The 15,428-nt window shown below is 58.2% G+C and carries 14 protein-coding genes; 3 read left to right on the top strand and 11 right to left on the bottom strand.

Annotated features, from left to right (window positions below):
• Positions 1-90: 90 nt before the first annotated feature.
• Complete coding sequence (locus BN1012_RS08130; RefSeq protein WP_043949235.1) at positions 91-912, top strand: cell envelope integrity EipB family protein; 822 nt, start codon at positions 91-93, stop codon at positions 910-912.
• Positions 913-922: 10 nt separating this feature from the next.
• Here BN1012_RS08130 and BN1012_RS08125 read toward each other — a convergent pair whose 3' ends face one another.
• Genes BN1012_RS08125 through BN1012_RS08110 form a run of 4 tightly spaced genes read right to left on the bottom strand, consistent with a single transcriptional unit; the run spans position 923 to position 4,077 of the window.
• A complete protein-coding gene (locus BN1012_RS08125) occupies positions 923-2,185 on the bottom strand; it encodes a DNA polymerase IV (protein WP_043949234.1) in 1,263 nt (420 codons plus the stop codon).
• A complete protein-coding gene (locus BN1012_RS08120) occupies positions 2,185-3,102 on the bottom strand; it encodes an ROK family protein (RefSeq protein ID WP_043949233.1) in 918 nt (305 codons plus the stop codon). The genes BN1012_RS08125 and BN1012_RS08120 overlap by 1 nt, the downstream gene beginning before the upstream one ends.
• Before the next feature lie 10 nt (positions 3,103-3,112).
• Positions 3,113-3,793 (bottom strand): HAD family hydrolase, encoded by a 681-nt coding sequence (locus BN1012_RS08115; protein ID WP_043949232.1) that lies wholly within the window; start codon positions 3,791-3,793, stop codon positions 3,113-3,115.
• Positions 3,790-4,077, bottom strand: a complete 288-nt coding sequence (locus BN1012_RS08110) for a DUF3572 domain-containing protein (RefSeq protein WP_043949231.1) — start codon at positions 4,075-4,077, stop codon at positions 3,790-3,792. The genes BN1012_RS08115 and BN1012_RS08110 overlap by 4 nt, the downstream gene beginning before the upstream one ends.
• 180 nt (positions 4,078-4,257) lie before the next feature.
• On the opposite strand from BN1012_RS08110, the gene BN1012_RS08105 reads away from it, so the two are divergent.
• Both BN1012_RS08105 and BN1012_RS08100 read left to right on the top strand, forming a co-directional pair.
• Positions 4,258-4,623, top strand: coding sequence for a response regulator (locus tag BN1012_RS08105; RefSeq protein WP_043949230.1), 366 nt, complete (start codon positions 4,258-4,260; stop codon positions 4,621-4,623).
• 25 nt (positions 4,624-4,648) lie between these two features.
• Positions 4,649-6,022 (top strand): PleD family two-component system response regulator, encoded by a 1,374-nt coding sequence (locus tag BN1012_RS08100; protein ID WP_043949229.1) that lies wholly within the window; start codon positions 4,649-4,651, stop codon positions 6,020-6,022.
• A gap of 731 nt (positions 6,023-6,753) precedes the next feature.
• Here BN1012_RS08100 and rpmG read toward each other — a convergent pair.
• The 7 genes from rpmG to topA all read right to left on the bottom strand — a co-directional run bounded on the left by rpmG (position 6,754) and on the right by topA (position 15,394).
• Positions 6,754-6,921, bottom strand: a complete 168-nt coding sequence (gene rpmG, locus BN1012_RS08095; RefSeq protein WP_043949228.1) for a 50S ribosomal protein L33 — start codon at positions 6,919-6,921, stop codon at positions 6,754-6,756.
• 120 nt (positions 6,922-7,041) lie between these two features.
• A complete protein-coding gene (locus BN1012_RS08090; RefSeq protein ID WP_052534841.1) occupies positions 7,042-8,253 on the bottom strand; it encodes an MFS transporter in 1,212 nt (403 codons plus the stop codon).
• A 3-nt stretch (positions 8,254-8,256) separates the two neighbouring features.
• Positions 8,257-8,889 carry an NUDIX hydrolase gene (locus tag BN1012_RS08085; RefSeq protein WP_043949227.1) on the bottom strand — a complete coding sequence of 211 codons (633 nt, stop codon included), beginning with the start codon at positions 8,887-8,889 and terminating at the stop codon, positions 8,257-8,259.
• Positions 8,886-9,692 carry an NUDIX hydrolase gene (locus tag BN1012_RS08080; protein ID WP_244442963.1) on the bottom strand — a complete coding sequence of 269 codons (807 nt, stop codon included), beginning with the start codon at positions 9,690-9,692 and terminating at the stop codon, positions 8,886-8,888. Before BN1012_RS08080 ends, BN1012_RS08085 begins: the two co-directional genes overlap by 4 nt.
• Positions 9,693-9,739: 47 nt before the next feature.
• Positions 9,740-10,225: a DUF983 domain-containing protein gene (locus tag BN1012_RS08075; RefSeq protein WP_122381356.1), complete on the bottom strand. Its 486-nt coding sequence runs from the start codon at positions 10,223-10,225 to the stop codon at positions 9,740-9,742.
• 75 nt (positions 10,226-10,300) lie between these two features.
• Positions 10,301-12,691 carry a ribonuclease R gene (gene rnr / locus BN1012_RS08070; protein WP_081826288.1) on the bottom strand — a complete coding sequence of 797 codons (2,391 nt, stop codon included), beginning with the start codon at positions 12,689-12,691 and terminating at the stop codon, positions 10,301-10,303.
• Positions 12,692-15,394, bottom strand: coding sequence for a type I DNA topoisomerase (gene topA / locus BN1012_RS08065; RefSeq protein ID WP_043949226.1), 2,703 nt, complete (start codon positions 15,392-15,394; stop codon positions 12,692-12,694).
• Positions 15,395-15,428 lie beyond the last annotated feature (34 nt).

Below are 15,428 nucleotides of genomic sequence, written 5' to 3'. Positions count from 1 at the left end.
CATTGGGTGGCAAGAGTTGCGTGGTCACCCGGCAAGTCGGCAGTTTTTGCCGGGTTAGGAATTTGCCCGCACTCGCGTTAGGTTACTGAAATGTTCAAGACACCCACTGATACAGCCTTCGCCGCCGCACTGGCCGGAATGTTTTTTTTGCTGCCGGCCCAACAAGCGGCTGCCGGCAACCTTGCGCCGCACCGTGCTGTCTATTCGATGAAAATGTTAGCCAGTGAAGGGGGCTCGGATATTGCCTCTGTGAGCGGCCGGCTGGTGCTCGAATGGCAGGGCTCGTCGTGCGATGGGTTTATCACCACGCAGCGCATCGTGAACCGGATGGGGAGCAAGCAGGGTAGCGACTTTGTAAGCGACTTCCGTGTCACGTCCTGGGAGAGCGGAGATGGTGATGAGTTCACCTTCTCCATGACTCATTTCATGAACGGAACGCCGGTTGAAGAAATTGAAGGATCTGCAGAGCGGCTGGATGGTGGCGGGCAGGTAACGCTTTCGAAGCCTGAAAAACGTGACATCCCATTGCCGTCTTCGATTGTGTTTCCCACCGAGCAGATCAAGGCGCTGATGGCGTCTGCGGAAGCGGGCAAGAAAGTACATTCGGCACCTGTCTTTGATGGGTCGGACACGGAACATCATTTTGATACGACGACGATCATCGGCAAGGCGGGCTCCGGTGCCCCCAAGGCTGATGAGGCTGAGCCAGGCAAGAGCCTGTCCTCGCTTGGCTATTGGCCGGTTCAGGTCAGCTATTTTGATCCGAATGATGTCACCGGGTTGCCGGACTATGAGGTCTCATTTCGGTTCTATGAGAACGGTGTCTCCACAGGGCTGATCATGGACTATGGAGATCTGACGATCGGTGCTGATCTGGTGGCGCTGGATATGCTGCCGCAGCCTGAGTGTTGAGGCACCGCCGCTAGCTGGGTTTTATGCCTCGTCCGCGATCAATGATTTCCTTGCCGAACTTTTCTCGCACTTTGTCGACGGCGCGTTCAGCAGCTGCGCGTCTGTTTGCTTCGGGGTCGAGCAGGTCGCCCATCTGCGTGCCGCCGGTGGCGGTGACAAGGTTGGCGGCTCCAATGCCGATAAGCCGATAGGCGGTTCCGTCGGTCTCGGGCTTCAGCAATTTTTGTCCGGCCCGATAGATGACATCTGCCAGTTGCGTTGGATCACTGAGCGTCAGATTGCGGGTCTTGGTCTTGAACTCCGCGGACTTGAGCTTCAAAGCCACCGTATGGCCTGCCAGGTCTGATGCCTTGCAGCGTCCGGCGACCTTGTCGCTGAGACGCCAGAGAATGCGCTCCAGATCATCATAGGACGTGATGTCTTCGTTGAAGGTGGTCTCAGCGCTGACGCTCTTCGTCTCACGGACAGGTTTGACGGTTCGCGTGTCGTCGCCCTTCGATAGGCGGGCGAGGCGCAGGCCCAGTTGACCATATGTGGCCATGAGGTCGCGCTCATCAGCTCGTTGGAGGTCGGCAATCATGGTGATGCCATTTGCCTCCAATTTGCGGCGCATGGCCTTGCCGACGCCCCATATCTTGCCGACCGGCAAAGCGGCGAGGGTGCTCATGGTTTCTTCGCGACCGATAATCGAAAAACCACGGGGCTTGTCGAAGTCCGACGATAGCTTGGCCAGAAATTTGTTGTGGCTCAGCCCCACAGAAACTGTGATGCCGATCTCGTCTTCGATGCGCTGCGCCAGCCGCATGAGCGTTTCAGCCGCACTCATGCGGTGCAGGCGCTCCGTGCCCGTGAGATCGAGGAAGGCCTCATCAATCGAAATGGGCTCGACCATCGGTGTGACATCGCGCATGAGCGCACGCACTTCTTTGCCTGCGGCTGCGTATTTATCCATCTGCGGTTTCACAACCGCGGCGTGGGGACAGGCCTTGAGGGCCTTGAACATGGGCATGGCAGACCCCACCCCATAGGTGCGTGCGATATAGCATGCCGTCGAAACCACGCCGCGGCGACCGCCACCGATGATGAGTGGCTTGTCGCGCAGGTCCGGATTGTCGCGTTTTTCAATCGCCGCATAGAACGCATCGCAATCTATGTGCGCAATTGTGAGATCAAGCAGCTCGCCATGTCTGGCCAGACGCGGCTTGCCGCACGACGTGCAACGGCGTGCGTCGTCACTGTTTGGTGCGTAGCAGTCTCTGCACAGGGCGGGCATTAGCGCGCCTCAATGGCAGCATCGGCTGGCCAAAGCCATGCGGCACCGCGGATACCACTTGAGGCGCCGTGCTGGTTCTTCAGGATGGGTGTGACAACCGTATCGGAGAACACATGATGCGGCAGGCGCTCCTCGATGGCGCCATACAGATGATCAAGCTCGCTGAGACCGCCGCCTAGAACGATGGCATGGGGGTCAACAATGTTGATGACGGTTGAAAGTGCCCGGGCCAGTCGGTCTGCATGTCTTTCCAGCGTGGATCGCGCTTCTGCGTGGCCAGCGTTTGCCTGCGCAACAATCTGCTCGGGTGCCAGCGTGTTGTGTGTTTCGCGGGCATGGTCAGCCGCCAGTGCCGGGCCGGAGCACCATGCTTCGACACATCCGTGCTTGCCGCAGTAGCAGGCAGGGCCTGGATGTTCCGCGTCATTCATCCATGCCAGAGGGGTATGACCCCATTCGCCTGCGATGGAGTTGGGGCCGGAGACCAGTTTGCCATCCATAACAAGGCCGCCGCCGACACCGGTTCCCAGGATGACGCCGAATACGGTCTGATGGCCGGCACCGGCGCCGTCACTTGCTTCAGACAAAGCAAAACAATCGGCATCGTTGGCGAGCCGTACACGTGGGCCAAAGCGTTGTTCAAGGTCGGCGAGGAGGGGATGACCGATGAGCCAGGTCGAGTTGGCGTTTTTTATAAGGCCCGTTTGCAACGACATGGCCCCCGGCATGCCGATGCCGACAGAACAGGGACGGCCGGCTTTGTCATCGAGCTGCGTCACAAGTGACGAGAGCATTTCGAGATTGGCTTCATAGTCCTTGGCGGGTGTTGGGACGCGCAGTCGCAGGACATCGCTTCCATCAGGCGCCATCAGCAGGGCTTCGGTCTTTGTGCCCCCTAGATCAATGCCAATGCGCATGGGTGTCGCCTCAGGCAGCTACATGCGCGCGGATTCGATCACTGATGTGGCTGGCCGTATGCTCCCAGTCTCCAGAGCTTATGTGATCGGCTTTGGGAGAAGGCACCAGTTTGCGAAGGCGAGGGTCCGCCACGAAATGTACCAGGTGGACATCATTGACCGCTTCATGCACGGACTGAAGGTTGTGGGGAATGTCGTCCAGAAAGAAAACCGGCCGCCCTCCCAGGCTTGCCAGCGACGACATCGCCGGGCCTTTCAGCCCACTGTTTGCCACCAGCGGATAAGGCATGCCGCTGTCTTCAAGTGACCTGGCGCGCGCGTCGCGTTGGGCAAAGGGAACGTTTGACAGAACAACAATGTCGGCTTCGTCTGACAGTCGAGCCAAGGCATCGGCTGCGCCGGCGACGGGTGCCAGCCGATGGGTCTCTTCCTCGAAAAAGCCGCCAAGGAGTTGTTTCATGTCAGCGGGCTCCACGACGATGCCGGTCTCGCGATGCTTCACATTGCCGGTAATGGCAAAGCTCTTGAGCGTAATCTCGTAGCCCTGCCGCTCCAGATAGCTCTCCAGGCCCGCCATGAACTGGAACAGGACCTCGTCCGCGTCCGTCACGATTAAGGGGCGGTCTTTGCTCAAGGAAAGGGCGGCGATCTGTTCTATGACAAACGGGTCAAGTGGCGTGGGTTCGGTCATGCAGACGTCCAGTCTTGGGTCATGGCGCGGCCTCCAAGGGCCTTGCGGGCAAGGGCGGGATCCTGATCGTGGCAGCCTTCTTCAGCGGTAAAGGCGAGCAGGAGTGTTTCGTTACCCAATAGATAATCCAGAATTGCCGCCTGTCCGTGTTTCTCAGCCACCATTTGCCGCAAATCATGGGGCTCGATCCCCGTCATCCGCAGAAACCCTTCAATGCGCTGGGAATCCTCCAACAGGAAGGTCAGCGCATGGAGGGCCAAAATCTGTGCATCTTCACTATTCAAAACGCCGTATTCCCTTGTTTTTGGGCCTGAATCCCTCGGTGAAACCTGCCTGCTTAAACAGTGCCTTAAACCTTTTAGCCCACAGTCGGCAAAGTTGAAGGGGAAGAGTGTCGCCAATTGGGGCGGGCCAATTCTCCGAAATCACAGATTTTGCCTGTTAAGGCACCGGGAGAGACCAGAATGTCGAAGCGCGTTTTGATCGTCGAGGACAATGAGCTGAACATGAAACTCTTTCATGATCTGCTTGATGCCCATGGGTATGAAACCCTGCAGACACGTGACGGCATGGAGGCGCTGGAGATTGCGCGCTCCGAACGCCCTGATCTCATCTTGATGGATATTCAGCTGCCGGAAGTGTCGGGCCTTGAGGTCACCAAGTGGCTCAAGGAAGACGACAGCCTCAAACAGATCCCTGTGGTGGCGGTTACGGCCTTTGCCATGAAGGGTGACGAGGAAAAGATCCGCCAGGGCGGCTGCGAAGCCTACATTGCCAAGCCGATTTCGGTGGCGCAGTTCATGGAGACCGTACAGCGGTTCCTAAACTAGGGCACGGTAACCGGGAGAGTAACTGATGACGGCACGTGTCCTGGTGGTTGATGACATCCCTGCGAATGTCAAACTGCTCGAAGCGAAACTGACTGCTGAGTATTTTGACGTATCAACGGCATTCAATGGTCGCGAAGCGCTTGAAGCTGCGACAACTGAAAAACCCGACATCATTCTTCTCGACGTCATGATGCCTGAGATGGACGGCTTTGAAGTTTGCCGTCGTCTCAAATCCATGCCGGAAACCCAGCATGTCCCCGTTATCATGGTGACAGCGCTTGATCAGCCTGCTGATCGCGTGACGGGGCTTGAAGCTGGCGCTGACGATTTTCTGACAAAACCCGTTGATGATATTGCGCTGATGGCGCGGGTGCGCAGCCTGGTGCGGCTCAAGCTCATGACAGATGAGCTGCGTATGCGCGAAACGACCAGTAACCAGTTGGGTCTTATGGATGAGGCTGAAGCTCTGCACAGAGCTGACGCCGCCATGGGCCGCATTCTGGTGGTTGAGGATCGTGAGACATCTGCTCGCCGTATTGCAGAAAGCCTGCGTGAGCAAAACCGTGTGACGATTGAAAGCGACGCCCGGGAGGCGTTGGTTCGTGTGAGTGGTGAGGATTATGACCTTGTGGTTGTCAGCCTCTCTCTTGAGCGGTCGGACGGGCTTCGCTTCTGCTCACATCTGCGGTCTGAGGAACGCACACGAAATACCCCCATACTCGCCATCGTTGAGAATGGCGATACGACACGTCTGGTGCGTGCCCTTGATATGGGCGTTAACGATTATCTAATGCGTCCGGTGGATCGCAATGAACTGACGGCCCGTGTCCGTACCCAGCTCAAGCGCAAGCGGTATCAGGATGTGCTGAGGCAGAACCTGCAGTTGAGCCTGGAAATGGCCATCACGGACCCGCTGACCAACCTGTACAACCGCCGCTATATGGAAAGCCATTTGAGCACGCTTGTGCAGCGGGCGGCTGACCGGGGCAAGGCGATCTCGTTGCTGATCGTTGATATCGACTTCTTCAAGGCCGTGAACGATACCCATGGTCATGATGTCGGCGATGATGTTCTGCGCGAGTTTGGTGAGCGCCTGGCGCGCAATGTGCGTGGAATTGACCTTGCTTGCCGGTATGGCGGGGAAGAATTCGTGGTCGTGATGCCTGATACGGATGTGGCATTTGCCAATACGGTGGCGGAGCGCCTGCGCAAGGGCATTGCAGACGAATCGTTCAATGTGGGCGGCGGTGTAGGGGCGCTCGATATCACGGCGTCTATCGGTGTGACGTCACTTCAAAGCCCAACAGAAAGCGTTGACCAGTTCCTCAAGCGGGCTGACCAGGCGCTGTATCGTGCGAAGCGCGAAGGTCGCAACCGGGTCGTTTCCGAAGCTGCCTGATCGGGCAAATTCTCCTTCCCTTTAATCCAGACAGTGATGCATCGGCTTTTGTGGCAGGTGCCTCTCAACAACTCCGCACACCCATGTGTGGAAAAAATGTGGATAGCAACGCGTTTGCATGAGGAAAGATGGTTAACGTCATAATACTTTTGCAGTTTTCGTTCCGAAGCATCCATTAAATACTTGCCAGTTTACGGACGGCTGATAGGTTTTTGGTGCTGGTGTCTTTTTGGGGGAGATGCTGGCAATAGCGCCTTGGGACTGCGAGTGGGGATTTGCAGGACCGGTGCCGGACGAGGGTCAGGTATCTGATATCCAACCCGGCAAATGGCTGCTGAAAACGGGGGGCGTTGCCTTTTTTGTGAGGGGATCGCCGTTCCGAGCTCCTGTTTCGATCAGGCTGCCGCATCGCCAGATCACATGAAGCAGGAAGGCTGATGGATCGTAGGTTTTCGGGGTTGAATAGGCCTCTTTTGGGCCCGGAAAATTCACTATCGGCTTTAACGCTCGTCACCGTGGCATTCGCCGGGCACCAGCCGCATCTGGTCCGGCACTTGCGGTGGACTTACCGGTCGGGGACAGGTCTTTGACCATCCCCGACCGCCCGGTTTCTGAGGAACCTACTTCAAGTGTTTGAATTTTAACGACAAAAACGCCGCCGCGATTGCTCGCGACGGCGTTTTGTGTTCGTTCCGGTCTTCGGCCGCTGGAGAAACGTCCCGCGGTTTGGACTACTTGATTTTTGCTTCCTTGAACTCGACGTGCTTGCGCACGACGGGGTCATACTTTTTCACAACCATCTTTTCGGTCATGGTGCGCGCGTTCTTTTTGGCGACGTAGAAGTAGCCGGTGTCCGCGGTGCTCTGAAGCTTGATCTTGATCGTTGTTGGCTTAGCCATTGGCCAGGTCCTGCAGAAGAATTGTGGGGCCCGAAATCCTCCAAAGAGGCGGGCGAAGCGCGCAACCTACTGATCATGCTGCTGGTGTCAAGTTTGTTGCGCTGAAAGTGGACCAAAACCTTACGTATCGCGGGCATCTGGCGGCAAAGCGGGGCCGGCTGTGCGGCGTCTCCAGAGCGTCAGAACGAGACCGAATCCGGCGATTGCGGCCAGCGAGATGGTAAGGCCGTTAGGGTCATTGATGTCCATGGCAGTCCCTCCGGCGATGGGGCCCACGAGAGCGCCGAGGGAGTACATGACCACGAAGGCGGCATTCGCCGCGGCGAGGTCAGCGCCGGTGAAGCGCTGCCCCAGAAGGGCGAGCCCCACCGTGTACATGCCAACCACCACGCCTCCATAGATGAACAGGATGGGGTAAAGGACCCAGGGTTGTCCGGCAGCCAGAGGCAACAGTGTTGGGCCGATAACGCCGACTGCCGCGCAGCCCGCCAGCACATGGCGGCGGTCAAACCGGTCTGCCAGGTACCCGATGGGCACCTGCATGGCGACATTCCCGGCTGCAAAGATACTCAGCACAAGGGCTGCCACGGTCTCTGTTGCGCCGGTGCGGATCGAATAGACCGGTAGCAGGTTGAACACCTGCGTTTCGATGGCGCCATAGGCCAGGGCGGCAAAAGTGGCAGCCGGTGCGACAAGAATGAACGACATGAAGCTCTGCGACGGCTTTTCATGGATGTTGGGCATCAGGCCGCGCGCCAGCTGCAGGGGCAGAATGGCGATGAGCGTCATGCCGGCGGTGATCATGAAGGGCAGGGAGCCTTCCGTGCCGACTGCAAGCAGGATGACAGGACCCAACGCGAATGACCCGGCGAAAACGGTCGCGTAGAGGCCAATGATGCGGCCTCTGGTTCTGTCCTCGGCAATCTGGTTGATCCAGATTTCGCTGACGATGAACAGGCCAGCCAGTGACGCGGATGTCAGGAAGCGCAGGGGGAACCAGACCCAGATATTGGGAAAGGCCACATATCCCATAATGCCGACTGAGGCGGCGACGGCGCACAACAGCAGGAACGGCATCATATCTATGTGCCGAAGGATACGCGGTACCAGCGGCGTAAAAATGAGATGCGAGAGACCAACCATGGCGGTGTTGAGACCGATCATGGTGGCGGTCGCCCCCATCGAGTCCATGCGCAGGGCAAGCAGCGGCAGTGTCGCTCCCAGTCCAATGCCCACAGCGCCGATGCAGCCAAGGGCGGCCAGGATGGACCGTCTGCGCTCATCGTCGGTCAGGTTGTGGGTGGCGCTCGAGCTGGTCTGAACGTCCGTCAATGATCAGCCCTCGTATGACAGGATGGGGGTGCCTGAGCGGTAGCGCCAGAACGCGACCGGTCCTTCGAGGCTGTTTTTTTCCGTGCGCTCCGAGATTTCCTTCAGGACGAACTCCGTCACGTCGATGATGGGAAGCGTCTTGGCGTGGTTCAGTGGATACCAGTCCAGATCCAGCAACTCGCCGGACCCTTTGAGTTCTCCGGATACATTGGCGTTGTGCGCTGTAAAGAACCTGGCGTGAAACCGAATGGGGCTTTCTGCGGGCGTGATGGCGCGCGCGAGGAGTCGAAGCTTTTTTGCGTCAGGTACCAGGCCCTGATCGCGGAATTGTCCCCATGTACCTTGCACAGGTACGCCGATGTCTCCGGGGCAGGCCAGAAGAAGGCCGGTCTCCTCAAAGGTCTCGCGGATGGCGGCAGCCTCCAGCGCCTGTTTGGCGGGTGATGCCTGGCTTGTCACGGATTGTGCGGTTGTCACGCGCTTGTCGTCTGCGTCGAGTTTGCCGCCGGGAAAGACGAATGCATCTGGAATGAAGGCGTGGCGTGAATGGCGGCGGCCCATGAGGACTTCGGGGCCATCGGATGCATCGCGCAGCAGGACGAGGCTGGCGGCGTCCCGGGGCTTAACAGCACTCATACTTTGATCTTGTCCTGAATGGGCTTGGCGCCGCGAAAATAGACAAACGGCACAGGTCGCTTGGCTGCATCCTTTGGCGCCTGCAGGCGGGATTCAATCTCGGCAATGACCATGCGGGTGATATTGGGAAGGTCCACGTCACGGGCCTCGTCAACAGTGAGCCAGTGCAGGTCGAGCAACTCTCCGGATGCACCGGCAGTGTCGTGCATGTCGCTCAGAATGGTTGAGGCATCGCCCATGAAGAAGCGGGTATCAAATCGACGGTTGCGGTAAGGCGGTGTGATGGCGCGAGCGACCATGTCGAATTTCGACAGGTCGGGCAGGGCGCCCTGCTGGAAGTAGGCGTGCCAGTCCGCGTGGCGTGATTTTGGGGCGCTGCCTGAATTGGGGGCACCGACCACAAGGCCTGTCTCTTCGAAGGTCTCGCGCACGGCAGCCAGTGCATAAGAGCGGGCACGGGCGAGTGACGGCGTGCCGCGCATGCGATCCATCAGCTGACGCTGAACGGTACTGGTCAGGTCTTTGGCGGGTTTGATCCGGCTGTCGGCAATGTCTACGCGTCCCCCGGGGAACACATATTTGTTGGGCATGAATTTGTGGCTGGCGGCACGCTTGCCCATAAGAATGCGCGGTGCGTTGTCGTCATGGCGCACAAGGATCAATGTGGCTGCATCTTTGGGCCGTACGGCTGGCATCTTTTCTTCGCGATACTCGCTGGGCCGCATATAGGCAGGATCGAACGGGCCACCCTTTTTAGGTGCGGCCTGCGTGGTCGATTTTGGTGTCTTTTGATTTTTTGTCATGGCGAGGGACGATGCCTCGCATTGTCAGGTCTGTCTAGGACTTGAAATCAGCTGCTGCCTGTGCGCACCCCTGAGGCATCAGCTGGCTCTTCATCATATTCAAAGCCGTGCATGCGAAAGGCCCATTGCAGGCCGACCAGAGCGCCTTTGATGGGCGGAAGCAAAGCCATGCACATGATGAGCGTTACCGGCAGCCATATTGCCATGTGGATCCACAAGGCCGGCTCCCAGATTCGTTCCACCAGGATCATCAGTGGAATGATGATGTGGCCAGACACAAAGATGGTGAAATAGGGTGGCGCGTCATCTGCGCGATGGTGATGCAGTTCCTGACCGCAGGACTCGCAGGAATCAACAACCTTCAAATAGGCACTAAAAAGCGCGCCTTTGCCGCATTTCGGGCATTTGTGTCTCAGGCCCTTCGTCATCGCCGGCCAGACGGGACGTGCTGTCGGGCCTACAGACGTTACTGGCGTGACCAGGGTGGGGTCTGTGCCGGGCGATGCAATCGGGGCTGTTGTTTCCACTGTCATGACACCCAAGGTGATCTGTAGGGGCTTGGGTCTCAAGGTGTCCGATTGCCGCACAGCCTGCCAAACGGTCGCAGGTTACTTGCGGCGGGACGACGATTTCTTTTTGCCGGACCGGGGCAATTTGGGGCGTCGAGACGGATTTGAACGACCGTGGCGTCCACCGGCTTCCGCGCGCGCATTCTGTCGGTCCTTGCGCGCATGTTTTTGCTCAGCTGGGGCTGCCTTGCGGCCACCGGCAATCATCTCAAAACGCATGCCACCTTTCAGCGGGGCTACTTCTTCAAGGCGAACGGTCACGTCGTCGCCAAGCCTGAACATCATGCCGGTCCGCTCGCCAATGAGCGCATGAAGGCTTTCGGAGTGATGGTAGTAATCGCCATTCAGTGAGGAGATGAGCACCAGGCCGTCCGCGCCGGTTTCGTTCAGGCGAACAAACAAACCAAAGCGGGTGACGCCGGAGATGCGGCCTTCAAACTCAGCGCCAACCCGGTTTGAAAGGAACTGCGCAAGATAGCGGTCCTTGCTTGCGCGTTCTGCTGCCATGGCGCGCCGCTCAGTGGACGAGATATGTTCAGCGATTTGAGCAAGGGTCTTTTCTTCTTCGTCGGTCAGCCCGTCCTTTTCCACATTCGGTGTGAGCCCAAGGGCGCGTATGAGCGATCGGTGGACCAGAAGGTCAGCATACCGACGAATGGGTGATGTAAAGTGCGCATAGCGCTGAAGGTTTAGCCCGAAGTGTCCCAGGTTTTCCGGATTGTATTCCGCCTGGGCCATGGACCGCAGGACCACCTCGCTCACCATGTCTGATGTTTCGGTATCTGCGGCGCTTGCAAGAATGCGGTTGAGATGGCCGGGCTTGATCACAGCACCACGGGGAATGGACATATCCAGGGTTTGCAGAAACTCGGCAAGCGCTGTCAGTTTTTCAGGCGAGGGCGCGTCGTGGATGCGATAGACGACCGGTGCCTTCTTGCTCTCCAGGGTTTCTGCGGCGCAGACATTTGCAGCGATCATGAACGCCTCAATGAGGCGCATGCTGTCCAGCCGCTCCACTTCGCGAATTTGTGCGATGTGGCCATCGGGGCCCATTTCAATTTTGCGTTCCGGCAAATCAAGAGCGAGTGGCGCTCGTTTTTCCTGCGCACGGGTGATGGCTTCGTAGGCGTTATAGAGGGGCACAATGACGTTTTGTGTCAGTGCATCGGGGACATCGGACTCAACATCTGACGTCAGGCCGTCATAGGCCTGCTGTGCCTGTTGATACGAGAGCTTGGCAGCCGAGCGCATGATGGCGCGCATGAACTCGTGGTTCTTCTTGTTGCCGTGCTTGTCGAACACCATGCGAACCGCAATGCAGGGGCGGTCTTCACCCTCAACGAGGGAACACAGATTGTTCGAGATGCGCTCCGGCAACATAGGGATGACGCGATCAGGAAAGTAGGCGGAGTTGCCGCGTTTCTGCGCGTCGCGATCAAGAGCAGACCCTGGGCGCACATAGCCCGCGACGTCTGCGATGGCGACAATGACTTCAAAGCCGCCCTTGTTGTTCTGGTCGTCGCTGGGTGTGGCCCACACCGCATCGTCGTGGTCGCGCGCGTCTGCCGGGTCGATGGTGATGAGCGGGATGTCGCGCAGGTCGGTTCGTCCGCGCGCATTGGCAGGTTTGGCAGCCTGGGCTTCAGCAAGGGCTGCCGGGTCAAAGTCGATGGGGATGCCCTGTTCGTGCACCGCGATGAGACTTATGGCGTGGGTGCCTTCGAGGGGGCCAAGCGACTTGATGACCTTGGCTGCCCTTGGACCATATTGCCGCCCGGACAGGACTTCTGCTTCGACCAGTTCCTCTGGTTTGGCATCTGCTACATCACTTGACGCGATCCGGTAGTCATTGCGTTCGCGCTTGTCGACAGGCTCTAGCGTCCAGTCCTTGCCGGGGCCGGAGCGCAGGACACCAATGATAGTCTTTGCGCCATCACCCAGTTTCTTGATGACGCGGGCTTCGTAGTCGAAGTCTTCTGTCGCCTTGTTGAGGCGGGCGAGCACCCGGTCTCCGATACCAAAACTGCCGGGGTCCTTGTGACCGGAGGGCGCCAGCACAATGGTTGGCGGTTCGGTTTCGGCGGTCCAGTTGGCAGGTTTTGCAGTCAGCTCGCCGTCGGTATCACGGTCCACAATGTCGATGACGCCAACCGGTGGAAGTTCGCCCACGCGGGTGAATTTCTTGTTGGACGCTTTTTCAAGAAGGCCTTCTTCTTCCATCTGCCGCAGCAGGCCTTTCAGGGCTACGCGCTGAGGGCCCTGAATGCGGAAGGCGCGAGCGATTTCACGTTTGCCCGGCGTTCCCTGATAGGTTGCCATGAACTCAAGGACCTGATCCTTGGTCGGTAAAAAATTCGCAGACGCAGCTTTAGCTTTGCCGCGTTTTGCAGGTTTTTTCCGGGGGCGAGGGCTATTGGGTTTTTTTGCCACTTAGGAATCGTCTGACGACGTATCGGCTGTTTCATCAGCCTTTGGTGACGCGGTCTTGGCCTTCGTTTTGGCTTTGGTCTTGGTTTTGGCTTTAGCCTTTGTTTTTGCCTTGGCTTTGGTTTTTGCCTTTGCCTTCGTTTTGGTTTTCGCCTTGCTCTTGGCTTTCGTTTTCGCCTTGGGCTTTTTCTTGCCGGACTTGGCAGCTTTTTCCGCCACAAGTTCGACCGCACGCTCAAGCGTCAGGTCATCAAGGTCGATGCTTTTGGGCAGCGTCGCATTGATCTTGGCGTGCTTGATGTAGGCGCCATAACGACCATCGAGAACCTGCACTGGTCCATCATCGTCCGGGTGCTTGCCGAGATCCTTGAGAATTTTCGCCTGGTTGCGGCCACCGCCACGCTGGGCCTTTTGGGCGATGGCATCTACCGCGCGGTTGATGCCGACGTCGAACACTTCTTCGATGCTATCCAGGTTCGCGTATTTGCCATCGTGCAGCACGAACGGGCCGTAGCGGCCCAGTCCGGCAGTGATCATCTTGCCGGACTCAGGATGCAAGCCGACTTCGCGGGGCAGGGACAGCAGCTTGAGCGCGTAGTCGAAATCGACGTCGCCCTTGTCCATGCCCTTGGGGATGCCCGAGCGCTTGGGCTTTTCGTTTTCTTCGGTCTTCTCGCCCAGCTGAATGTAGGGGCCAAACCGGCCGCTCTTGAGCGTGACCGCCATTCCAGTCTCGGGATCGGTGCCGAGCTCCTTGTCGCCACCTGCCGCATCCTGCGCACTGTCGCCGGCCATCGGCCGCGTAAACTTGCACTCGGGATAGTTGGAGCAGCCGATGAAGGCGCCGAACCGGCCGGTCTTGATCGACAGCTGGCCAGCACCGCAGGTGGGGCAAAGGCGTGGATCCGAGCCGTCGCCCTTGTCTGGGAACACATGATGTCCCAGCACGTCATTCAGCGTGTCGAGCACTTCGGTAATGCGCAGCTCTTTGGTGTCGTCTACAGCGGCTATGAAATCGCGCCAGAAATCCTTCAGGACTTCGCGCCAGTCCAGCTCGCCGGCGGAGATTGAATCGAGCTGCTGTTCGAGGCCAGCTGTGAAGTCGTACTGGACATACCGATTGAAGAACTTTTCAAGAAACGCTGTAACAACGCGGCCTTTGTCTTCGGGAATGAACCGATTGCGGTCCATGTGCACGTATTCGCGGTCCCTCAGAGTACTGAGAGTGGACGCATATGTAGACGGACGGCCAATGCCGAGTTCTTCCATCCGGCGCACCAGGGATGCTTCGGTGAAGCGGGGTGGGGGCTCGGTGAAGTGCTGGTCAGCGTTGACGGCGATCGTCTTTGGTTTTTCGCCTTCGGTCAGTTTGGGCAAACGGTTGCTGTCTTCGTCGCCGTCTGAATCATCCACGCCTTCCTGGTAAAGGGTCAGGAAGCCGTCAAAGGTGAGGACCGAGCCGTTGGCGCGCATGCCAACAGTGCCGTCTTCGTTCGTCATCTCCACCGTCGTGCGCTGGAAGGCAGCGCTCTCCATCTGGCTGGCGATGGCGCGCTTCCAGATCAACTCATAAAGCTTGAGTTGCTCGTCACTAACAAATGTGCGGATGTCTTGGGGCGTCCTTGCCAGGTCGGTCGGGCGGATCGCCTCATGCGCCTCCTGTGCGTTCTTTGCCTTGGTCCGGTAGATACGGGGGCTACCGGGCAGGTAGTTGGCGCCGAACTGGGCCGCGATGGCATCGCGTGCATCGTCGATGGCTTCCGGCGTCATCTGCACGCCGTCGGTTCGCATATATGTAATGAGACCAACCGTCTCGCCGCCAATGTCTTCACCTTCATACAGCCGCTGGGCCACCTGCATTGTTCGCGAGGCATTGAAGCCCAGTTTGCGGGATGCTTCTTGTTGCAGCGTGGATGTGGTGAAGGGCGCCGGCGGATTCCGCTTTGCGGGCTTGGCTTCAACAGAGGCCACAGTAAGAAGTGAGTTTTTGACAGCTGCTTCGGCTTCGCGGGCCAGCGTTTCGTTGGCCAGATCGAATTTGTCGAGCTTCTTGCCGTTGAAGTTGGTCAGGCGGGCGTTGAACGCTTCACCGCTTTCATTGATCATATCTGCGGCGATTGACCAGTATTCCTGTGGCTTGAACTGATCGATTTCCATCTCGCGGGATACGATCAGACGCAGGGCCACGGATTGTACACGTCCAGCGGATCGGGAGCCGGGCAGCTTGCGCCACAGGACAGGCGACAGGTTGAAGCCCACCAGGTAGTCGAGTGCGCGGCGGGCTTTGTAAGCCTCGACGAGGTCGTTATCCAGCTCACGGCCATTTTCCATGGCTTCAAGAATCGACTTCTTGGTGACCGCGTTGAAGACGACGCGCTCCACCGGCATGTCCTTGAGCACTTTTTTCTGCTTGAGCATGTCAAGCACGTGCCAGGAGATGGCCTCACCCTCGCGGTCGGGGTCGGTCGCCAGAATCAGCTTGTCGGCGCCTTTGACGGCGGTTTCGATGGCCCGGATCTGTTTCTTTGAGCTGGGAGAGACCTCCCACTTCATATCGAAGTCGTGCTCCGGGTCCACGGAGCCGTCTTTGGGCGGTAGATCACGCACATGACCGTATGAAGCCAAGACAGTGAAATCCTTGCCCAGGTACTTGTTTATGGTCTTGGCCTTGGCCGGGGATTCTACGATTACGACGTTATTGACCACGCAAACCTCAAACTCGGGTCGGCGCGAATGCGCC

The sequence above is a fragment of the Candidatus Phaeomarinobacter ectocarpi genome, assembly GCF_000689395.1.
Taxonomy (GTDB): domain Bacteria; phylum Pseudomonadota; class Alphaproteobacteria; order CGMCC-115125; family CGMCC-115125; genus Pyruvatibacter; species Pyruvatibacter ectocarpi.
This window is presented reverse-complemented; position numbering and strand designations above follow the sequence as displayed.